General features: G+C 70.8%; 13 protein-coding genes. 7 read left to right on the forward strand and 6 right to left on the reverse strand.

Features of this window, described 5'->3' with window-relative positions; translation table 11 throughout:
- Positions 1–282 precede the first annotated feature (282 nt).
- The gene (locus ACIRQ9_RS08000) at positions 283–1,332 is read right to left on the reverse strand and encodes a LuxR C-terminal-related transcriptional regulator (protein WP_404168327.1); all 1,050 of its coding nucleotides are present in this window, start codon (positions 1,330–1,332) and stop codon (positions 283–285) included.
- Positions 1,333–1,700: 368 nt separating this feature from the next.
- Between ACIRQ9_RS08000 and ACIRQ9_RS08005 the strand changes: the two genes are divergently transcribed.
- Both ACIRQ9_RS08005 and ACIRQ9_RS08010 read left to right on the forward strand, forming a co-directional pair.
- Entirely contained in the window at positions 1,701–5,666 is a 3,966-nt protein-coding gene (locus ACIRQ9_RS08005) for a S8 family serine peptidase (RefSeq protein WP_404168329.1), read from the forward strand.
- A gap of 231 nt (positions 5,667–5,897) precedes the next feature.
- Entirely contained in the window at positions 5,898–9,728 is a 3,831-nt protein-coding gene (locus tag ACIRQ9_RS08010; protein WP_404168331.1) for a S8 family serine peptidase, read from the forward strand.
- Positions 9,729–9,862: 134 nt separating this feature from the next.
- On the opposite strand, the gene ACIRQ9_RS08015 is transcribed toward ACIRQ9_RS08010, so the two are convergent.
- Both ACIRQ9_RS08015 and ACIRQ9_RS08020 read right to left on the reverse strand, forming a co-directional pair.
- Positions 9,863–11,542: a tannase/feruloyl esterase family alpha/beta hydrolase gene (locus ACIRQ9_RS08015; protein WP_404168333.1), complete on the reverse strand. Its 1,680-nt coding sequence runs from the start codon at positions 11,540–11,542 to the stop codon at positions 9,863–9,865.
- Positions 11,543–11,605: 63 nt separating this feature from the next.
- On the reverse strand, positions 11,606–12,994 hold the full coding sequence (locus tag ACIRQ9_RS08020; protein WP_404168335.1) for an MFS transporter: 1,389 nt from the start codon (positions 12,992–12,994) through the stop codon (positions 11,606–11,608).
- A gap of 143 nt (positions 12,995–13,137) precedes the next feature.
- Between ACIRQ9_RS08020 and ACIRQ9_RS08025 the strand changes: the two genes are divergently transcribed.
- Positions 13,138–14,952 (forward strand): helix-turn-helix domain-containing protein, encoded by a 1,815-nt coding sequence (locus ACIRQ9_RS08025; RefSeq protein WP_404168337.1) that lies wholly within the window; start codon positions 13,138–13,140, stop codon positions 14,950–14,952.
- 84 nt (positions 14,953–15,036) lie between these two features.
- Here the strand turns inward: ACIRQ9_RS08025 and ACIRQ9_RS08030 are convergent, their stop codons facing one another.
- Both ACIRQ9_RS08030 and ACIRQ9_RS08035 read right to left on the reverse strand, forming a co-directional pair.
- Positions 15,037–16,638 (reverse strand): long-chain fatty acid--CoA ligase, encoded by a 1,602-nt coding sequence (locus ACIRQ9_RS08030; protein WP_404168339.1) that lies wholly within the window; start codon positions 16,636–16,638, stop codon positions 15,037–15,039.
- A 35-nt stretch (positions 16,639–16,673) separates the two neighbouring features.
- Positions 16,674–16,829, reverse strand: coding sequence for a hypothetical protein (locus tag ACIRQ9_RS08035; protein ID WP_404168341.1), 156 nt, complete (start codon positions 16,827–16,829; stop codon positions 16,674–16,676).
- 440 nt (positions 16,830–17,269) lie between these two features.
- On the opposite strand from ACIRQ9_RS08035, the gene ACIRQ9_RS08040 reads away from it, so the two are divergent.
- The gene (locus ACIRQ9_RS08040; RefSeq protein ID WP_404168343.1) at positions 17,270–17,692 is read left to right on the forward strand and encodes a helix-turn-helix domain-containing protein; all 423 of its coding nucleotides are present in this window, start codon (positions 17,270–17,272) and stop codon (positions 17,690–17,692) included.
- Here the strand turns inward: ACIRQ9_RS08040 and ACIRQ9_RS08045 are convergent.
- Positions 17,625–19,187 (reverse strand): MFS transporter, encoded by a 1,563-nt coding sequence (locus ACIRQ9_RS08045; protein ID WP_404168345.1) that lies wholly within the window; start codon positions 19,185–19,187, stop codon positions 17,625–17,627. The two genes, ACIRQ9_RS08040 and ACIRQ9_RS08045, sit on opposite strands and share 68 nt — an antisense overlap.
- A gap of 382 nt (positions 19,188–19,569) precedes the next feature.
- On the opposite strand from ACIRQ9_RS08045, the gene ACIRQ9_RS08050 reads away from it, so the two are divergent.
- The 3 genes from ACIRQ9_RS08050 (at position 19,570) to ACIRQ9_RS08060 (ending at position 22,144) form a co-directional block, all read left to right on the forward strand.
- Positions 19,570–20,169, forward strand: a complete 600-nt coding sequence (locus tag ACIRQ9_RS08050) for a TetR/AcrR family transcriptional regulator (RefSeq protein WP_404168347.1) — start codon at positions 19,570–19,572, stop codon at positions 20,167–20,169.
- Positions 20,170–20,514: 345 nt separating this feature from the next.
- Positions 20,515–21,093, forward strand: coding sequence for a carbonic anhydrase (locus ACIRQ9_RS08055; protein ID WP_404168349.1), 579 nt, complete (start codon positions 20,515–20,517; stop codon positions 21,091–21,093).
- A 37-nt stretch (positions 21,094–21,130) separates the two neighbouring features.
- Complete coding sequence (locus tag ACIRQ9_RS08060; RefSeq protein ID WP_404168351.1) at positions 21,131–22,144, forward strand: GlxA family transcriptional regulator; 1,014 nt, start codon at positions 21,131–21,133, stop codon at positions 22,142–22,144.
- Positions 22,145–22,177: the final 33 nt, after the last annotated feature.

Consider the following 22,177-nt stretch of genomic DNA (forward strand, 5'->3'; position numbering starts at 1 on the left):
GAGCCGTTCACAGCGAGCGGCTTGGGCCTGGCGCCGGTGTCGATGACGATCACCGGCGCGGTGAGGCTCCGGGTGTCACCGTCCCTCAGGGCGACTTCCACCGTCTTGGGTCCGGTGAAGCGGGCCTCTCCTTCGATCAGGTGAAGTCCCTCCTGGGTCAGCCTGCCCGCGTAGTTCTCCCGGGCTCCGACGACCACGGCCCGCTTGCGCTCGCGCACCGCGGCCAGGTCGACGGAGACAGGTCCTGTCCGCACGCCGTACTCCGCGCCCCGCCGCGTGGGGTCACCGGACCGGCGTCAGCCAGCCGCGTTCCTGGGCGAGCAGTGCGATCTGGAAGTGGTTGCGCGCGCCCAACGCCGTGCCGATGTCGCTGATGTCCTTCTGCACGGTGCGCCGGCTCACCCCCAGCGTGCGGGCGATCGACTCCTGCTTCATGCCGAGCGACAGCAGCCGCAGGACCTCGCGTGCCCGCGGGTTGGGCGTGTCGGAGGCGGGCGCCGGAGGCACCGGGCGGTCCTCCTGTCCCCAGGGCACCCCGTGCGCCCACAGGCTCTCGAACAGCGCGGTCAGTACGTGCAGCAGCGTCGGGGAGTGCACCAGCAGCGAGCCGGCCGCCGCGTCGTCCCGGCGCAGGGGCATGATCGCGGTGGAGCCGTCGAAGAGCACCAGCTTCATCGGCAGGTCGCTGGACAGTCGCACCTCGCCACCGATCTCGACGCCGCGCCGCACCGTCTCCAGCGATATCTCGTCGGTGAGGGTGTCGCTGTCGTACACCGACCGGAAGCGGACCCCCGCGCGGATCGCCGCGGCCTGGACGGCCAGCCTGTCCGGCACCCCGTCGACCGCCGCCACGTACGGTGGCATCACCAGGTGCAGCACCTCGTGCCGGGCCGCCCGCAGTTGATGGGCGTAGCGAGCGGTGACGCGTTCCTCGGTGTCGAGGATCTCGAACTGGTCGGAAGCGAACCGGTGGTCGGTCGCCGAGATGTACATCGCGTGCAGCAGCTCGGCGTGGGTCTCCAGACTCGCCAGCTCCTCGCGGCGGCGGGCCAGGAGGCTGCCGAGCGCCGGGCGCGGCGGGCTGGCGCTCCACCGGTCCGCGTGTCCGCTGACGCGGACGGCCAGCAGTTCGGACTCCAGGAGCCGAAGGGCCCGTGCGGCGGCCGAAGTCGACGCGTCCAGCGCCGCGGCCGCCTCCGCGGTGGCCGTCTCCGGGTGCCCGACCAGGTAGTCGAGAATCCGGCCCGCCAACGGCGGGAGCCCCAGACCGCTCCAGGGGACCTGCGGGATCTGCGGCTCCGCGGCCATAGGGCGGCCCCTGCTGTCGTTCACCGGTGGAAGTGGAGTGATCTTAACCCCGTACGGCGTGCTCCGGACCGGCGCGGGAGCGTTCCCACGTCGTCGTGACCGGGTCCGTAAAGCCGCCCCAATCACACCTTCCCGGGGCCAACCGCCGCCCGGCAGGGCGCTCCTGCGTCGCGCCAAAGCGCAACTGCGCTCAGCCGCACCGGTATTTCCTTGTCCTCACAGGCAGACCCGTCCCAAGGTGATCAGCAACCTTCTGCCGCGCTCCCGGTCCACCGCCACACCGACCCGGTCGGCCGGGCGTTTCGCGGCGGCGGGGACCGGCAGGAGCTGCCCCGCCAGGCAGACCCGCACCCGCGCCGCCCCCGAAGTCACCGCGCGCAAGGAGCACGTTGATGCACCGACACGTCAGACAGGCAGCCGCCGCGCTGACCCTTCTGATCCCCCTGTTGGCGGCCGGCCCAGCCGTGGCCGCGCCCGCCGGCGGCCCCGCACCGGCCGCGCCCGCACCTCACAGCCTGACGCTCGCGGACGGCTCGAAGGTGGTCTGGGCCGACGACGGCACCGGCACCCTCACCGACCCGCAGGGCCGCAACCGCGCCTTCCCGGTGCCGCGCTCGGCCGGCCGCACCGGGCTCGGGGCCACGATCACCCCGTCCGCCACCGCGATCACCGCCCGCGCCGAGGCCGCACGCGGAGCCTCCTACACCCTCGGTACGAAGCGGGGCGCCGCCGCGCAACAAGCACCCGTACAGCCGATGAACACCGGCCCGGTGAAGCTGCCCGCCGCCGCGAAGGCGGCGCCGCGGCAGGACGCCCGCAAGGCTCCCCAGCCCGGCGCCGGCACCGGCCTGCCCGCCAACGACGGCCTCAGCACGTCCTTCCAGTCCTACCTCAACGCCCAAGGTGTGGACGCCGCCGGGACCTTCGCGGACGCGGCCGCCTATCTGCACGCCCTGCCCGGCACCGGACAGATCGTCACCAACGTCTCCATCGGCGACCTCACCGACCAGTCGATGGCCGACGCCGGTGACGACTACGTTCGGGCGTACGGTCCCACCACCGTCGTCAAGAACGGCCGCCGCTACCTCGACGAGCCGTCGATGCCGCTCATCCCCACCTACACGGCTGACAACGATGGCAGACTGGATCCCCTCGGCTCGACCGAGGGCCAGGATCCGAACCTCGGCGAGGTCCTCCTCGACTTCTCGATGATGGCCCCGCTCCCGCACGACCGCCAGCGGCCCGGCGCGACCGGCAGCGGCGCCACCGACCTGCTCGGCATCGCCCCGGGCGCCCAGTACCGGCTCGTCGTGCCACGGGAGGCCAGCTACGAGGGCATCGCCGCCGCGCTGAAGGCCGCCGCGAGCCAGCGGCCCCGGCCGGACGTCATCACCGCCAGCCTCGGCTTCGGCACGGACGAACAGATCGGCTTCCCCGGCCGCTACCTGGAGGACGACCCGGCGATCCGGGCCACGCTGACCTCCATCGTGAAGTCCGGCATCGCCGTGGTCGTCTCCTCCAACGACGGCACCCGGCTCGCCCTGCCCGTCGCGGTCGGCCCCGACGGCGGCAGCACTCCCACCGACACCACCACCAAGGCCGGCGCCCAGACCGACATCGACGACGTGGAGCCCAGCAGCACACCGTCGAAGGTGGTCGACAGCGGTGTCATCGCGGCCGGTGCCACCACCACCGACGACACGCTGAGCTCCGCCGACACCCGGCAGGGCGTGTTCCCGACGACCCGCTACAACGGCTCGGCCGCCTACTCCTCGGGTTTCGGCACCCGCGTCGACCTCGCCGCGCCCGGTGACGACCTGCCGTCCCTGATGCACGTATGCACCTCGAGCCCCTGCGCGGCGCAGGACGTCGAAGTCGTCCTGAACGGCGGTACCTCCGCGTCGGCGCCCGAGATCGCCGCCGCCGTGGCCGATGTGCTCCAGGCCGCCGAGGCCACCCACCAGACGTTGACCCCGCGCCAGGTCCGCGACCTGCTCGTCTCCACGGGCACCTCCATCGCGCAGCCGCCGCAGGCCGATCAGCCGCTCCGGATGGGCACCCAGCTCGACGTGACCCGCGCCGTGGAGAAGGTCCTCGCCAGAACCCATCACATCGCACCCCGGCCCGTGCGGCTCTCGGTCGCCCAGCGGCAGCTGCTGCCCACGCAGTACGGCACCGCCTTCACCGAGTCCACCGACCCCACGGCGATCGACCTGGCAGGACCCGCCGACGGCAACGGGACGCCCACCGGCCAGAACGCCGTCTCGCCGATCACGCTCGGCCTGGACATGACCGGCGACCTCAGCGGCCTGACCTACCGCGTCAAGGTCGGCGACCAGGGTGTGTTCACCACCAGGACGCCGAGCCTGCGCCTCATGCCCGCCCAGCTGCTGGGCGCCGCCGGGCTGCCGCTCGCCTCCCGGACCACCCGTAGCGTGCCGGTCACGTTCCAGGCGCTGCGGGGCGGCAAGGTGGTCGGCGGACTCTCGCGGCGTCTTACCTTCCTCGCCGACGACGGCACCTACGCCCAGGCGCTCGCGCCCGCCGCGCCCGGTTCCGTCCCGCTCGGCCGGTCCGTCGCCGTCTCCTACGACCTCACCGGCCTCCGCGGCGCGGACGGCCCGCGCCTGGTGCTGTCCTCCGTCGGCCACTACTCCCCCAACGCGGGTGTGGACGACTTCAACGTCCAGTGGTCCAAGCCGCTCACCCGGACCAGGGGCACCGTGACGATCCCCGCCTCCGCCTTCGCCGCGGGCGGCGCCGGGCTCTACGGCGTCGGCATCGAGCAGGCCGATCTCTCCGGAGTGCTTCCCGTCTACGGCGACTTCCGTGCCCTGCGTGTCGGACCGGGCGCCGCGGAACGGCCCGACGCCCCGCTGCTGACCACGCACGGCTACACCCGCGCGCACGCCGCCGACACCGCTCGCAGCGCGCCGAGGCTGACCGTGGACTGGGACGTGAGTGTCGTACCCGGCGCGGACGGCGCCGAGTTGGAGGTGATGTCGCCCGGCCCCACGCTGTACGGCTCGCTGAACACCGCCACCAACCAGAACGGCAGTCACCGCGACGACGACGGCTTCAACCACGCGTCCACGCTCGTCGTCAAACTACCCGCGGTGAAGGGCCGCTCCGCAGTGGACCTGTCGGCGCTCAAGCTGCCGACCGGGCTGCAGTACCCGGTGCGGGTGCTCGCCACCCGGCACGGCTCTCCGGCCGGGCAGGCGTCGCCGACGTCCTTCCTGCAGTACCGCGACGGCGGCCAGGTCACCGGCACCGTGGAGAGCTTCTCCGTCTCCGGCGGGAAGGCACTGATCTCCACCGACACCTTCACCGCGACGGGCGGTGACGAGGTCTACCACCTGGACCGTTCCGCCACCACCGGCTATGACCTGGCCTCCGGAACCGTCGGTGGCTCCTTCGCCGTGTCCACCGACGGGCAGACGATGCAGGAGGTGCTCGGCACCGACCCGGCCAGTGGCCACGCCCTGATCATCCACACCCCGTTCGCCGGCTCGACCGCCCGGATCGACGTGGCGAACCCGGCGTCCGGCACGCCGGTGAAGGTGACCGCGCTCTCCGACCTGATCGACGGCAACGCCTACCTCGAAGGCGGCACCGTGGACACCGTCCGCCACCGCGGGCTGGTCACCACCTACGAGCCCGACAGCGGTCTCAGCCGCGTCTGGCCGGTCGACATGAAGACCGGACGCGTCGGCACGTCGCTGGCCCTCAACCCGGACAACCTGTACCGCTCCTACAACAGCGTCTCGGTGGACGCCTCCACCGGCGAGGTCTTCGTCGCCACGGCCGGGACGATGGGCCCGTGCCTGGGCGGCCGCGTCCCCTACGGAGCGGTCGGCGCCGACTTCGGCACCGGCACCGTCACCCCCGTCCGTTCGCTGCCGCTGTGCGTCTCGGCACTGCTGCCGGACGGCAGGGGCGACAAGGTCTACGCCGCGGTCGGAGCCGCTCAGCCCAACCCCGAGGGCGGGGAGTTCCCCACCAGCGCCTGGCTGACCGCCGACCAGAAGACCCTGACGCCGTCCACCACGGTCGACACCGGCACCCGAGGTCCGGTCTGGCCGACGCTGGACAGCACCCACCGGGTCGCCGTGGAGGCCAGCCTGTACGAGAGCGGGATCGAGACCGACAACAACGCCATGAGCGAGATCACCGTGCTCGACCCGACGACCGGCCAGGTACTGGCCCGCCATGCGGTGGCCAATCTCGTGGACTCCACCGTCGCCGGCTCCAACTTCGACTTCACCGGCCGCCAGGGACTCTTCCTCGATCCGCGCACCCGCACGGGGTGGGTCGTGAACGGCTGGGGCACCGGGCTGGAGCGGTTCGCCTACTGACGTCGAGACCGAGGGCGAGTCTCGAAGTCCTCGACGGGCTCTCGTCCTTCGCGCGAGAGACGCCGATTCCCGGACGCGCCGGGGCCGGGGCAGGCCCTGCCCCGGCCCGCCGTCCGTGCCTCGGATCCGCGCGTGTCCACCGCCGTAACAGGCGAGTGGTCCAGATTTCCATTACCTGCTCTTTCCTTGTGCCGACGATCGGAGTCGGCCCTCAACGATCCAGGAGTGCATGTGCGTTCTCTGTCCGCGCGAAGATCTGCCGCTCTGGCGGCGGCAGTTCTCGCCGCCGCCCTGACCGTCCCCGGAACGGCCCACGGCGCGACGCCTCGTCCGGTCCCGCAAACCTTCGGCGGGTCCCACGGAGCGCGGGGCCTGCCGGTCACGGTGACGCTGATCACCGGCGACCGGGTGAAGGCCGTTCGGGAACCCGACGGATCGGTGTCGGTGGCCGACGTCTCGGGTGGGACGGGCACGAACGGATCGGTACGCGTCATGGTCGAGGGCGGGGACACGTTCGTCTATCCCGACAGCGCCATGCCCTACATCGCGGCCGGGCGGCTCGACAAGCAGCTCTTCGACATCACGCGGTTGGTCGCCCAAAAGTACGACGACGCCCACATGAGCGCCCTCCCGTTGATCGTCACGCACGCTCCGTCCGGGAGCGGCGCTCCCGACGCGCGGCTGCGGTCCGACGGCGCGCTGCCGGGTGCCCGAACGACATTGGCCCTCCCGTCCGTTCACGGTGAGGCGGTCGAGGCTCCGCGTTCGAAGGCACCTGTCTTCTGGGACGCTCTGACCGGCAAGGACGGCCAGGCCGACCGTCGGTCGGAGATGCGGAGCGACACGGGTTCCGGCGAGGCGACGGAGCCGTCCTTCGCGGCGGGTGTCGACAAGGTGTGGCTGGACGGACGGGCACGGGCGGATCTCGCGGACACCACCGCGCAGATAGGCGCCCCCACGGCGTGGAGGGCGGGGGCGACCGGCGCGGGCGTCCGGGTGGCCGTACTGGACTCGGGAGTGGACGCCACCCACCCGGACCTGGCCGGCCGCATCGTGGGAGCCCGTAGTTTCGTCGGGGGCGACGACGTCGCCGACCGCAACGGGCACGGGACCCACACCGCGTCCACCGTGGCCGGAACGGGGGCGGCCTCCGGCGGGAAGGAACGCGGGGTAGCTCCCGGCGCGGACCTGATCGTCGGCAAGGTCCTGGACGACAACGGCTCAGGCCCCATATCCGGGATCATCGCCGGCATGGAGTGGGCGACGCGGACCGAGCACGCCAAGGTCGTCAACATGAGCCTGGGCACGCCTGCGTGGCACACCCAGGACGATCCGCTCAGCCAGGCGGTCGACCGGCTCAGTGCGGAGACGGGCGCCCTCTTCGTCATCGCCGCGGGCAATTCCGGGAACAGCCCGTACAGCGTCAGCGCGCCGGGAACGGCGGACGCGGCCCTCACCGTCGGCGCGGTGGACGCCGAGGACCACCTCGCGGACTTCTCCAGCGCGGGACCGCGCATGAACGACGACGCCCTCAAGCCCGACATCACCGCCCCGGGCGTGGACGTACTGGCCGCCCGGTCGCAGCAGATGAGCTCGGGTGAGGGCTACTACCGTACGGACAGCGGTACTTCGATGGCCGCGCCGCACGTCGCCGGGGCAGCGGTGCTCCTGGCCCAGAAGCATCCGACCTGGACCGGGCAGCGGATCAAGGACGCCCTGATGAGCACCAGCGTCCTGACCCCGGGCTACAGCCCGTACCAGGCCGGCACCGGCAGAGTCGACGTGGGCGCCGCCTACCTTCAGGGCCGGATCGTCGCGAGCGGATCTGTCGACGCCGGGCTCGTCCCCTGGTCGAAGGACCGGAAGCCGAAGCCGGTGCGGCGGCGGATCACCTACACCAACACGACCGGACAGCCGGTCACCCTGCGCCTCCACGTGGACCGCGGAGCCTCGCCCGCCGGAGTGTTCACCCTCACGACCGACCGGGTCACGGTGCCGGCGCGCGGCAGCTCGGCGGTGACCCTCGTGGCGGATCCCCGTGGGCTGCGGCCGGGACAGTACGCCGCCCAGGTCACGGCCGATTCCGCGACCGGCACCGTGCACACCGCGGCGGGCCTGTCCGTCGAGTCCGAGAAGTACGATCTGACGGTCCACCTCAAGGACCGGGCGGGGCGGCCCGTCAGCGGCGAGGTCGAGATCACGGGAACCGACGGGAAGACCACGATCATGTGGGTCCCGGACGGCACCCTCACCAGCCGCTGGGCCCCCGGCTCCTACACCGTCGTCTCCACCCTGGACGTGCCGGGCCGCGGCGGACCGCACTCGCTGGGATACGCCGTGCTGGCCGCTCCCGAGCTGAAGCTGACGTCCGACAGGAACGTCGACCTGGACGCGTCGCGTCTGCGCCGGATCAAGGTGGCGACACCCAAGCCGACTTCGGTCACCGCCGCCAGGATCGACCTGTTCCGTTCCTTCACCTCCAGCGTGCCGACGCCCTCCGACGACCATGCGCTGCACGAGATCCTCATGCCCTCGCCCGCCTACGACAGCCTCTGGGCGCTTCCCAGCAAGGACAAGGTGAAGCAGGGCAGCTTCGTCTTCACCACCCGGATCCGTGCCGAGCAGACGCCGCTGAACATCACCTACGGCGGGCGCCGTCTGGATGAGGCCCTGCTGGTCCAGCCGGGATCCGCGTCCTTCCGCGCCGGTTCCGCGCACGTCGACGCGGTCTTCGCCGGCAACGGCGCGAGCGCCGACTACGCCGGCCTGCACGCCCGCGGCAAAGCCGTCGTCGTCCGCCGCACGGACGAGGTGACTCCGGCAGAGCAGGCGGCCGCGGCGCACGCGGCGTCGGCGGCCATGCTCCTCGTCGTCAACGAAGGCGACGGCCGCGGATACGACTGGTACGGCGATCCGGACCAGACGACGACCGGGCCCCTCCCGGTCGCCTCGGTCGCCCAGGACGACGGAGAACGCCTGATCCGCGCCCTCACGGCCGCGGGGACGAAGAGCACCGGCCTGGTGGTCGAGGCCCATCCCGCACCGGCGTACCTGTACGACCTGGCCGACTACCATCGAGGCGGCATACCGCGGGACCCCTCGCCGGACACACACCCCGGCAGCCTCGCCCGCATCGACAACACCTTCTCCGCACCCGCCGGCCTGCAGATCCTCGAAAGCCGGGAGGACAGCCCGTCCTACGAGTACTGGCCCGCCGCCTACCCCTACTCCGTGTACGGAGGAACGCGCGTCCCTCCGTTCCCGCGGAAACCGGTGGCCGCCGGGCACCGCACCGACTGGGTCTCCGCCGGAGACGGCGTCAGATGGCAGCAGTACGCGTCCATCGACGGCTGGTCGACCTTCACCGACATCACGAGCTACCGACCGCGCAGCGTCCACGTCGAGCGCTGGTTCGGCCCGGTCGTCCGGCCGCGGATGCTCAGCTTCGAGGTCCCGCACCGCGTCGGAAACGCCATGGGCGGCACCCTGGCGGGATTCGGCGACGGAGGATCCGCCCACAGCGGTGACACGGGGCTGATGTCCCGGAGCTTCGCGCTCTACCAGGGCGACAGGCTCCTGATCCGGAACGGACCGCGGCCCGACTTCGGCGTCGGCGACCTCGACCCCCGGAAGCTGCCGTACCGGCTCGTCGCCGACACGCAGGGGAACACCGACCTCACCCCCTACTCCTCGGCCACCCACACGGAGTGGACGTTCGTCTCCGGCAGCGCCGACGATCAGGCCATCCCCCTGGCCCAACTCGACTACGGAACGGACCTGGACGGTACGGGGCGTGCGGCGCGCACCTCGGACTTCTCGGTCTCCCCCGCCGTCGTCGCAAGCGCCGCCGCGAAGGACGCCGTCACGTCGGTCGCACTGGAGGTGTCCTACGACGACGGCGCCACCTGGCATCGGCAGGCCCTGAAGGACGACCACGGCTCGTGGCGGACCCGGCTCCACGCCCCTGCCCGGGCGAGCTACGTGTCCATCCGTGTCACGGCCGAGCAGCGCAACGGCGGCGGCGTCCGGCAGACGGTCGACCGGGCCTTCGGCCTCAGGTGACCCTCCCGAGCGGCCGGGGTCCGTACCCTCCACGGCATACGGTCACCGGCCGCTCGGGACACGCGCGGACCTGGGCCGCGGACAGCTGCCTCCCACGGCACCGGGCCGTGGGAGGCAGCTGTCGGCGGCCGGGGTCAGGGCGTGCAGTCGAAGCTCGACGCGCGGTCCGGATCGCCGGCTCGATACCTCGGCCAGTCCGGATAGTCGCACAGTGGACGTGTGCGGGTGTGGGCCGTGTCGACCACGATCGGGTTCGAGGGGGCGCGCCCGCCCTCGACCCAGCGTTCGAGCGCCGACAGCGAGTCCCAGGCAGCGGCGAACGCCGGGGTGCCGAAGTTCGCGTGGTTGGCACCGGGGACGACGTAGTAACGCATGAACGAGCGGGTCGACAGGGGAGCCACGGCGGTTTGCACGCGCCGGTAGTAGTCACTGGTCGAGCGCTCGGAGACCAGTTCGTCCGCGGCTCCGTGGAGCAGGATCAGTTTGCCGCCGGCGCGGGCGAAGGGGCGCAGATCCACGTCGTTGCGATCCTCGATCGTGGACAGGAAACTGATCCGGTCGAGCCACTTCCCGGGATGCGCGGGATCCACGTCGAGGGATCTGTGGTCGGGGTCCCGGGTCAGGAAGTACTTGACCCATTGGCTCCAGTACTGCATCCCGTAGCCGCTCGTCACCGGCATGGGATCGGCCGGTGCGGTCGTGCCGAACCCGAGGAACGGGGTGCTCATGTCCGCGCCGGACAGGAAGGGGAAGCCCGGATATCCGGTCTCCCCGCTGGCGATCCGGTAAGGCCATCTAAACGGCGAGGACATGGCGTTCACCGAACGGATCTGAGCGTCCGACAGGCAGGCCGGACCGGTGTCGGCACCGCCCGCGCAGCGCAGCGCGCGGGGATCGACGTGACACGCGCCCGGGTGGGAGATCACACCGTCCTCGGCTCCGTCCAGTCCGTCACACGCTGTGATGACGTGGTCGTGGAGAAGGGTCTGCTTCTCCGGGCCGAGGAAGGCGCCGGGCCGGGACAGGACGTGCGCCAGGTGGCCCAGAGCCAGTATCTCGCTGAGGTTGTTCCAGGCCGGATAGGCGGCTATCACGCCGTCGAACGCCTTCGGCCATCGCTGGGCGACCACCAGCGCCTCGCGGCCGCCGGTCGAGCCTCCCGCGAAGTAGGACTCGGCGGGGAGGGTCCCGTAGGCGTGCCGGACGAGGTAGAGACTCGCGTCACGCGTCTTCTTGAGGGCGTCTCCGGCCGCGAAGTTGTTCAGGGCCTCGTCGTTGGCGCCGAACGATCCGTCCAGCGACGCCGGCGCCGTCGGGCTCTGCTGGTGGCCGGAGTCTCCGGCGAACATCGCGTATCCCCGGGCCAGCGGCACCGGTTGGTCCGTGGGGCCGAAGGGTACGTTGGCGGCCAGGTCGGGGACGGTGCCGTTGTAACCGCCTCCGCCGAACATCATCGCCTTGCGGTTCCAGTCGTAGGGCAGGTCGACACGCAGCCTGATGCGCGGTGCCGACGGGTCGACCGGCAGGATGTCGGCGTCGACCTGGCAGAACTCGACCGCTCGGCCGCTGAGGACGCGGTTCACGACCGAGGTCCCGGTCACGCGTCCGCCGTGAGTCGGCAGGCTCATGGCCGATGCGGGTATCTCCACCTGGTCGAGCGCTGAACACTGCGGGACGGCCGCCGGACCGCCGGCCGGGACGGTGGCGTCGGCGGGTGCGGCCACGAGAAGCCGGGTGCCGCCCGCCAGCAGTACCAGGGCCGCCAGGACGGAAAGCCGGCGGGTCCGTGCGCCTCTTGCCGTTTGTCTGCTCACGCTTGTCCCTTCTCCGAGTCCCTGGCGCGCAGTCGCGCCGATTCCGTGCGGCCTTGGACCACGTCAGCGGTAGAGGTGTGCACCGGGAACGGCCTGCGGGTCGGCGCGGACCTCGGCCGGGTTCGTCTCCGGCAGGAACCAGGCGCTGGCGAATGTGATCAGCCCCATGGCCATGATGTACGCGGCGACCGGGAGGGTGCTTCCGGTCTTTGCTATAAGCGCCGTCATGAGGAAGGGCGTGCCGCCGCTGACGATGATCGCGGAGAGCTGGTAGGCCAGCGAGGCGCCCGAGTAGCGGACGCCGGGTGCGAAGAGTTCGCCGAGGAAGCTCGCGATCGGACCGTAGGTGAGGCACTGGAACACGAAGCCCACCACGACCGCGACGAAGATCAGCGGCAGCGACGCCGTGCCGACGAGACCGAAGTAGGGGAAGGCCCAGACGGCGACGCCCAGACCGCCGACCAGGATCAGCGGGCGACGTCCCACCCTGTCCGAGAGGTGGCCGGACCAGGGAAGGACCACGAGCATCGCGACCGAACTGGCCAGCACCACCGCCAGCAGGGGGTTGCGCTCCAGCCCCAGGGAGCCGGTGCCGTAGCTCAACAGCCCGGAGATGCTCACGTAGAAGAGGCTGTTGGTGGCCGAGAGGAGACCGCAGCCGAGGAGGACGGTCGCCCACTTCCCGCGCAGGACCCGCACCAGCGGGGCCCGGACCGCGCCGGTGTCCGCCGCCGTGGCCTCCCGCTGCAGTTCGCGGAACTCCGGTGTGTCCTCCACCTTCGTCTGGATGTAGAGGACGACCACGAACATCACGACGCTGACCAGGAACGGTACGCGCCAACCCCATTGGAGGAACGCGTCGTTGGGCATCAGGCCGCTCGCGGCCACGAAGACCAGGTTCGAGATGATCACGGCCACCGGGACACTGGTCTGGCCGAAGGTCCCGGCGAACCCACGTCGTTTGGGGCCGACGGACTCGGTGAGGAGGAGGACGATGCCGCCCCACTGGCCGCCGGCCGCGAGGCCCTGCACGAAGCGCAGTGCGACCAGCAGCGTCGGAGCCAGCGCGCCCGCGGTCGCCGCGCCGGGAAGACAGCCGATCAGGAAGGTCGCGGCCCCCATGAGCGCCAGGCAGGTGACGACGACCGGCTTGCGCCCGTACCTGTCGCCCAGATGTCCGGCGAGCACACCGCCGATCGGCCGGGCCACGAAGCCCGCCCAGAACGTGCTGAACGACAGCAGGGTCCCCATCAGCGCGGAGGAGTGCGGGAAGAACACGTGGGGGAACACGAGCGCTGCCGCGGTGCCGTAGAGGAAGAAGTCGTACCACTCGATCGAGCTTGCGACGAGTCCCGCGGCCAGCAGTTTGCGGGAGGCGCGGGGCCGGACCGGGGCCGATTCGGCACCAAGGCGCTCGGACCGGCCTTCGGGTTGGGCGAGCGGAGTTGCCATACATGCCGCCTTCGTCGATCGCGCGGGAAGATGATGACGGTGACATTAAGGCGCCGCTACGCTGGGGTTGAGGTGTACATCACCCACACCTCGACCGGAGACGGTGGGACTTTCTCCCACCCGATGCCGAGGAGAGTGGGCACGTGGTCAGCAACCTCGGCGACGAGGCGACATCGTGCGGCCAGGCGGCGTCGTGCCCGCTGATGCGCCGACAGCGCGAGCTGGCGTCGTTGTACACGACGGCGAAGTCCCTCACCGCACTGGGCGAACTCGACGAGGTGCTGCGGTCGATCGTCCACCACGCCCATGAGCTGATCAACACGGACTTCACCTACCTCTCCCTGGTCGGTGCGGACGGCAGGCTGTCCGCCAGGGCGTCGGAGGGCACGATCTCCGCCTCGTTCCTCGCGGCCTGCATACCGGCCGGTGTGGGGCTCGGCGGCAAGGTGCTGGCCTCCCGGAGCCCGCACTGGGTGCGCAACTACGCCGCGACGACCGAGATCGACCACGATCCGGGCTTCGACCGACTGGTCTCCACCGAAGAACTCGTCGCACTCCTCGGCGTACCGCTGGTCATACGAGGTCAAGTGGTGGGCGCCCTGTTCGCGGGAGACCGCGCCGAGCGGTCCTTCCACGCCGACGAGATCGCGCTGCTGAGCGCGTTTGCCGATCACGCCGCCGTCGCACTCGACAACGCCCGTCTCTACGAGGCGAGTCGGGCCGCCCTGCACGAACTGCGGGTCGCGTACGGGAAGATCGAGGAACACATGACCGTCGTGCAGCGCGCGCAGGCGATCCACGAGGCGCTGAGCGAAGTCGTACTCGCGGGCGGCACACCAGGCGACGTCGCCCAACTGCTCGCCGACCGGCTCGACGGATGCGTCTCGCTTCTCGACCGGACCGGCGCCCTCCTCCTTCACCGGGACGCGGCATCGCGGCCCTGCGACCTGCCCTCGGGTGTCGACTTCGCCGACGCCCTGGAGTCCGCCCGCCGCGCGGGCCGCTGCTCGACGTCGGTCGACCCCGCGGGAATCGCCCTCAGCGTCGCGTCGATCCAGGCAGGCGACAACTGCCTCGGCGCACTGGCCTGGAGCCGGCAGGCCTCACCCGGCCAAGGCGCCCTCGACGAGACGGACTTGCGCACCCTGGAGCGGGCCACCCACATCCTGGGAATGCTCATCCTCAAGGAGCGGGCCGTCGCCGACGCCGGCGAGCGGTTGAGCGGAGAACTCCTGACCGAGCTGATGGTCGGAAGCCCCGGCATCAGCCCTGCCCAACGCGCGCGCACCCAGGCCCGCAACATCGATGCCGACCGCCTGAATCTGGTCCTCGTCGCCGACTCCTCGAAACAGGCGCCGTCCGATCTCTCGCGCCACCTGCACGACATCGCCCACGAACACGGCGGACTCGCCGGCGAACACCTGGGCAGGGCCACGATGATCCTGCACAGCAGCGACGACGACCGGACCGTCGAGGAGGTCCACCGACGCCTGCGGCGCACGGTGGGCGGTCCCGTCGTCGTCACCGGACAGCGGGTGGCCCGTCACGACTGGTCGCGCGCCTTCTCCCTGGCCAGTCGCTGCGGTGCGGTCATGCGTGCCATCGGGCACACCGACGTCGGGGCCACCACGAGCCGGTACGCCCTCTACGCCCTGATCTTCGACACGGAGCGGGTCCATGAACTCGACCGCTTCATCTCCGACGCGATAGGGCCGCTCCTCGACCACGACCGGCGGCGCGGCACCGAACTCGTCGACACCCTCAGCGCCTACTACGACCATCACGCCAACGTGGCGGCGACCGCGCGAGCGTTGTACGTCCACGTCAACACGCTGCTCAAGCGTCTGGATCGCGCCAGCAGCGTCCTCGGCCTCGACTGGCGCCGCGAGAACAACCTGGAACTGCAACTCGGCCTGCGACTGCACCAGCTGAGGGCGAACGCGTCGGCCTCCGCGTGAGACACCGGACCTTCTCGATCCGAACACCGGTCAGCCCATTTGTCAGTGACTGCTCGTCAGTGGTTACGGCAGGCGCGTCACCGCTCACACGGTGAACTCGGTGTCGCGCAGCGTACTCTTCGAGAGCTTGCCCGTGCCCGTCCTGGGCAGCGAGGCCATGAAGACGAACTCGTCGGGCAGCCACCACTTGGCGACCATCGGTGTGATGTGCCGCAGCAGCTCCTCGGCCGTGCAGGCGCTGCCGTCCCGCAGGACGACGTACGCGACCGGGCGCTCCTCCCAGCGGGGGTCAGGACGGCCGATCACGGCCACCTCGACGACCTCGGGGTGGGAGGCGATGACGGCCTCCAGCTCCACCGAGGAGATCCACTCGCCGCCGGACTTGATCAGGTCCTTCACCCGGTCCACGAGCCGGAGGTAGCCGGCGGGGTCGACGGTGGCCAGGTCGCCGGTGCGCAGCCACCCGTCCTCGGTGAAGCTGTCGCCTCCGTCCACCCGGAAGTAGCCGCCGGCCACCCAGGGTCCCGCGACCTGCAGTTCGCCGACGGCCTGGCCGTCGCGCGGCAGCTCCCGGCCCGTGTCCACGTCGACGATCCGGACGTTCACGAGCGGCAGCGGCTGACCCTGGGCGGCCCGCACGGCCACCTGCTCCTCCACGGCCGCCGCCCGGTGCTGGGTACGCGTCCCGCCGACGGCGCCGACGGGGCTCACCTCCGTCATCCCCCACGAGTGGGTGATGGGCACCCCGAGGACGGCGCGGTACGCCTCGGACAGCGACGGATGGACGGCCGAACCGCCGCCGAGCAGGAACCGTACGGCGCTCAGGTCGTGCGCCGGCAACTCGGGTACGAGGCTCGTCCACACCGTGGGAACGGCCCCCGCGACGGTCACCCGCTCCCTCGCCATCAGCGGCAGCAGATGGTCAGGAGCGGCGGAGGCACCGGGCAGGACCAGCGAGGCGCCGGCCATCATCGCGCCGTAGGGAAGGCCCCAGGCGTTCGCGTGGAAGAACGGCACGATCGGCATCACGACATCGCTCTCGCTGAGGCCGATGAGACCGGCCGCGAGCGTGCCCATGCAGTGCAGGACCGTCGAACGATGGCTGTAGAGGACGCCCTTCGGCGCTCCGGTCGTACCGGACGTGTAGCACAGCCCGGAGGCCAGGTTCTCGTCCGGCAGCGTGAACGTGTCCTCGAACGAGCCCTCGAAGGGAGCGGCATCGGAGACGAGGTCGTCGTAGTCCAGGACGCGGGGGTCCGCGGGGACCGCCGTGTCGCTGCCGTCGGGCAGCACCACCCAGTGCCGCACCCGCGCCAGCCGCTCGACGTTCGGCCAGATCCGCGGGAGCAGTCCACGGTCGACGAACATCACGTCGTCCTCGGCGTGGTTGACGATGTACTCGAGGTGCTCCGACGAGAGCCGGATGTTGATCGTGTGGAGCACCCGCTTGGTGGCGGGCACGGCGAGATAGACCTCCAGGTGGCGGCGGTTGTTGCTCGCGAACGTGCCGACGCGGGCGCCGGCCGGGACGCCCAGGGCGTCCAGGACGGTCGCGAGGCGGCGCGCGTTGTCCGCCACATCGCCGTACGTGACCCGCTCGGCTCCCGCCGTCGTGACGTGCTTGTGCGCGAAGAGCCGTTCGGCACGTTCCAGGACGTGTGCGACCGTGAGCGGCCGGGGCTGCATCAGACCCTCCATGGCCTCGCCTGCACCTGGGGTCTTCAGCACCGCGTGCCGCCGCCGAGGTGCGGGGCCCGGCCGGTCGCGTGGGCGGTTGCGTCGCCGACGTGCCCCAGCCGGTCGAGGCACTCGGCGCCGGCGGTGCCGATGCCACGGACGGCTTTGGTGACGAGCGGAGGCCTGGACGGATCGGGCATGGGTCTTCGCTTTCTGTCGGCGGGTCTTGGCTCCGCTCCATGGACGAGGCGCGGATCGAGCGACGTGAAAGGGTGCTGGGGGCCAGGTGCAGGCGCAGCGGATCGTCGACGTCGAGTCAGCCTAGAGGGCGGTTCCGGGAGCGGGAGAGGTGCCAATCCCCCACTCGCGTGCCCCCTTCGGCGGTGGTTCCGTCCACCGGGACGAGCCCTGGCCGCAGCGAGCCGTGCCCAGGCCGCATGACGTGGCTACTCGCCCCACGGCCCGGCGGCGACGGCGCGCGCCACCTCGAAGCGGTCATCCGTCGGGACAAAGGCGCGGCAGCGGCCGACACCCGCGCGCGGGCACTGGTCGCCCCGCCCCAACGAGTCAGCTGTCAGACGCAGTTCATCGAACGGCTACGGCCGGAAGCCGTGGCGACAACCTCGCGAGACCTGCCCGCATGTCGCGGTGGACGACGCTGCGGCGGTTCCGGGAGGAGACCGGCTCGTCACCCATGGCCTGGCTGGTCGATGCCAGGATCGACAGGGCACGACAACTGCTGGAGGCGACGGCCACTCCGGTGGAGCGGACAGGTCGCCTGACCGGCCTCGGCGCTCCAGCTTCGGTTCGCGGCACCTTCCATCGGCACCTGGGCACGTCGCCGCGGGAGTATCGCGCCATGCTCCTGCACCGGGCCCTGGCCGCCCCGGCTGAGCGGCGGGAGCGGGGGCGGGCTGCGGTCGGCACGCACGCCGGCGCCCGTACGCCTGTACGCCTGTACGCCCGTACGCCTGTACGCCTGTACGGGCGAACGGCTAAGTCCCCACGGGGGAATCGTGGTTCGCCTTGTGGCGTACGAACAGCGCTGTGGGCACCGCCATGACGAGGAGCACGGCTCCTCCGACGACGTGTCCCAGGTGGACGGCGTCGGTGAACGCCGTGTGCGCGGACCTGGTGATGATCTCCGCCAGCGGCGCCGGAGCCCCTGCCCCGCCGGCGCCGTGCGAGACGCCGTGCACGATCTTGTCCGACTGCGCGGACGGGACTCCCGCGTCAAGGAGACGCCTGCGGAGGTTTCCCGGGAAACGACCGGTGACCATGGTGCCGAGGACACTGGGCCCCAGCACCGTACCCAACTGCCGTGCCATGTTGACCGCCGACGCGGCCATGCCTTCCTGCGCGGGCGGCACGCTGTTCACCGCCGCGGCAGTCGAAGGGGCCGTCAGCAGTCCCGCGCCCGCTCCCGCCACCAACAGCCCTGGCCATACCGCCCCGTAGCCGCCGGAGGGGTCGGTACGCAGCAGCGCGAAGGATCCCGCGGCCATCAGAACCAGGCCCCCCGTCAGCAGGGCCGTGTACCCGACTTTGTGTACCAGCACGCGGGCCGAGATCACCGTGACGACGAGGAAGGTCACGAACAGCGGCAGGAGGCGTACGCCCACGCCCAGGGGGCTGATCTGGCCGACCCGTTGCATGTAGAGGACGCTCAGCAGGGCGACTCCGACCAGTCCGAACACGCTGACGGTGGCGACACCCATGACCGCCGAGAAGGAGGCGTTCTTGAAGAGCCGCAGGTCGAGCATCGGATCGGGGTTCCGCAACTCCACGCGTACGAACGCGGAGGAGGAGATGGCGAAGACCACGTACACCAGAATGATCGGCACTCGGGCATACCCCGTGGCACCGCCCTGGATGATGGCGTAGGTGGCCGACGCCGTCATCACGGTGCCCAGTGCCAGACCCGGCACGTCGAGCCGGCGCGTCGGGTGCTTCGACTCGGTGACGAAGACCGGGACGAGGAGCAGGGCCGCGGCGGCGATGACGATGTTGGCGAAGTAGACGGCATGCCAGGCGAAGTGCTCCAGGAGGGCCCCCGCGAGCACCGGCCCCACGGCCAGCCCGATGCCGGAGCACGCGGCCCAGATGCCGATCGCCGCGGTCCGCTCGTGCGGATCGTCGAACGTGCTGCTGACGATGGCCAGGCTCGTCGGCAGGACGGCGGCGCCTCCCAGGCCCGCGATCGCCTGTGCCGCGATCAGCAACTCCGCGCTGCCGGCGAAAAGGGCCAGAACGCTGCCCGCGAGGAACACCGTTGCGCCGAGACTGAACATGCGGCGGCGCCCGACGAGGTCGCCCAGGGTGCCGGCCGACATCACGAAGCTCACGACAGCGAGGCTGTACGCGCTGGTGATCCACACCAGGGTGCTTGAACCGATGTCCAGGTCCGCCTGAATGGCGCCCAGGGCCGAGATCGTCGAAGTGACGTCCAGGAAGGCCATCATGACGCCGAGACAGACCACCAGGAGGCTCAGCCATCGGGCTCTGCCGGGCCTCGGCGACACGGCGGGCGGAACATCCACCCGATCGGAAGTCGTCACGTAAGTGTCTCCTCATTCTGAGAACGTGGAAGAAGGTCAGGGCCGCCCCCGTCATGAGCCGCGCCGTGACGGGCGGTTCATGAGGGTGGACACCGGATGCGTTTCGGCTTGGGACGGTCCCGAACGCGGCGTCCGAGGTGCCGTCTTCGACGGAACGGCCGCCTGGGACGAGCGGTGAAGCGGGCTGCCTTCGGGGGCTCGGCCTGCGCGGGCACGCCCCGCCGAACCCGTCCTGAGCCTGCCGCGGCCCGGCCGCCGCCGATCGGTGACCGCGTCGGGTCACCCGGTCGGGGCGCGGGTTGTGGACCGTGCAGTACGGAACCGTACGGACTTCTGGAACGACTTGTCAACAACTGCTCGCGCGGCCTGTAGGCTGCCCTTCATGGGGCGTCCACCAGGATTCGACAGGAACAAGGTCATACAGCTCGTGGCCCGGCAGTTCCGCCGGACCGGGTACGCGGGCACGAGCATGGATGAGATCGCCAAGGTCTCAGGACTGGGCCGCGGAAGCCTCTACGCCGCCTTCGGTGACAAGGGCAAGCTGTACTCGCAATCCCTCGCGGACTACTGCGCCCGCAATGAAGCCGAGTGGGCGGCCGTACTCGACGGGCCCGACGCGACGGCGCTGGAGCGGCTCCACGCGTACCTCATGAGGTCGGCGCGCATCGTCCACGAAGACCCCGAGCGGCTCGGCTGCTTGGTCACCGGGTTCGTCGTCGAAGGCGTCGACGACAACACGGCCGCCGACGCTCGCGTGCGCCAGGCGCTCTCGGCCATCGAAAGGTCGCTGTCCGACTGCGTCGTGGCCGCACAGCGCCACGGGGACCTCGACCCGGCGGCCGACGCGGCCGAGATCAGCCGGCTGCTGATGGCCGTCAACCGCGGGATGGAAGTGATGGCCAGGGCCGGGTTCGAGCCGGACGCCCTGGAGCGCGTGGCGGCCCATGCCTACGCGGGACTGCCGTTGACGCGGGCGAGCTGACGGCCGCGGTCGGCCACTCCCGGGGCCACTCCCCCACGCCCTTCGCACAGGAAGTCCGCTCCATTCGGCAGGTGGCAGGATTCGAGGTATAGCTGTCATTGCGGCCAACCCTTTTCTCCCCTAGCGTCGAAAGCGGAGCCCCCGACAAGGGACAAGGCGGCACCTTGATCGCCGACATCACCGCACCGGAAAGCGGCATCGCTCGGCAGGCCGAGGAACCGGCTGGGCCATCGATCCGTTCCGGGGCGACTCGCCGACGCCCACCTCGTCCTGGACCGCGCTCCGTTCGACGAAGAGGGCGCCATGGGCGGCCGACCGCAATCGGAAACACCAAGTGAGGACGAAATGGACTTCACCCCCTACGAGTTCCGCAACCAGCCGTGGTTCGACCAGGAGAATTTCCAGGGATTCAATGAAGTAATTCCCATGAAGACCATGGTCGTTCACTGCTTCGACCCGCGCGCGGCGGAGATTCCCGAGGCCGTCGCCCAGCACTTCGAGGACGAGGTCTTCCCGGGTGAGAACGTCCTCGACGAAGAGGGCAACCGGGTCGGCCACACCCGCACCCTGTTCCCGCTCACCAACGCGGGTGGGCGAGCGGTCGACGCGCTGCAGGCGGTCGCGACCATGGACTACCTGTTCCGCTTCAAGACCGTCGCGGTGGTGCACCACTCGTTCTGCGGTGCGACGGCCTTCGGACCGGACCAGATCATCGACCGCTACCGTGACGAGCACGGCGTGGACATATCGGAGGCCTTCGCCCGGGAGAGCCTGTCCATTGCGCATTTCGACGAGTCCGTCAAGCACGACCTAGCGCTGCTCCGAAGCCACCCCGCGGTGCCGAAGGAGACCAGGCTCTTCGGCTTCTTCTACGAGATCAACACCGGGGAGCTGGTCGAGATCGCCCGGGACGTGCCGGCGTAGCGCCGGCCAGGCATCGGCATCCGGCGTGAAATTCGACATGCCCTCAGAAACCGCCGCGGTCGGCACCCTCGACACCAGGAAAGTGGTGGTCGTCGCCTACGACGGCGCCAAGCTCATGGATATCGCGGGCCCGTTGCAGGCCTTCAGCGAGGCGAACACCCTGGCCCGCCGTCCGGCCTACGACGTGATCCTCGCGTCCGAGGACGGCGCGACGATCACCACCGACACCGGCGTACGGATGGAGACCGCCCGGCTGGACAGCGTCACCCTGCGAGGAGTCGACACCCTGCTGGTGTCGGGCGGCGACTTCAGGCTCCCACCGTCCGCCACGGCGTCGTTGCGCACCCGCCTGGCCGAACACGTCGACGAGCCCCGACGTCTCGGGTCCATCTGCACCGGCGCGTTCGTCCTGGCCGACCTCGGGCTGCTGGACGGTCGGAGGGCGACCACGCACTGGGCCTTCTGCCGCCAACTCGAACGTGAGCATCCGCTGGTCAGCGTGGACCCCGATGCCATCTTCGTCACCTCGGACCGGATCTGGACGTCGGCCGGAGTCTCCGCGGGCATCGACATGGTGCTCGCGATGATCGAGAGCGACCTGAGCCGCGAGACGGCCCTCGACGTCGCGCGCGCGATGGTGCTCTTCTTGAAGAGACCCGGCGGCCAGTCGCAGTTCAGCGTCGAACTGCGGCAGCAGATACAGGACGTGCGGGGCCGGTTCGACGACCTCCACGACTGGGTCCGGGCGAATCTGCGCGGCGACCTGTCCGTCCCGGCGCTCGCCGGCGCCGCCCATATGAGCCCTCGCAACTTCGCCCGCGTCTACCTGCGGGAGACCGGAGAGAGCCCGGCTCGGGCCGTCGAGAAGCTCCGCCTGGAAGCAGCCAGGCGGCTTCTGGAAACCACGCGGGATCCCGTGAGAGTCGTCGCGAGCCGAACGGGTTTCGGTGACGACGAACGCATGCGCCGGGCCTTCGTCAAGGCACTGGGCGTCTCTCCTCAGGACTACCGCAGCCGGTTCGGGCTGCCCCACCAGGACGGACTTCCGTGACGCGCGAGGGCACGTACGACGGGTCGGCGTCGC

Origin of the sequence: Streptomyces sp. NPDC101237 (genome assembly GCF_044767465.1) — a bacterium.
Classification (GTDB): Bacteria; Actinomycetota; Actinomycetes; order Streptomycetales; family Streptomycetaceae; genus Streptomyces; species Streptomyces gramineus.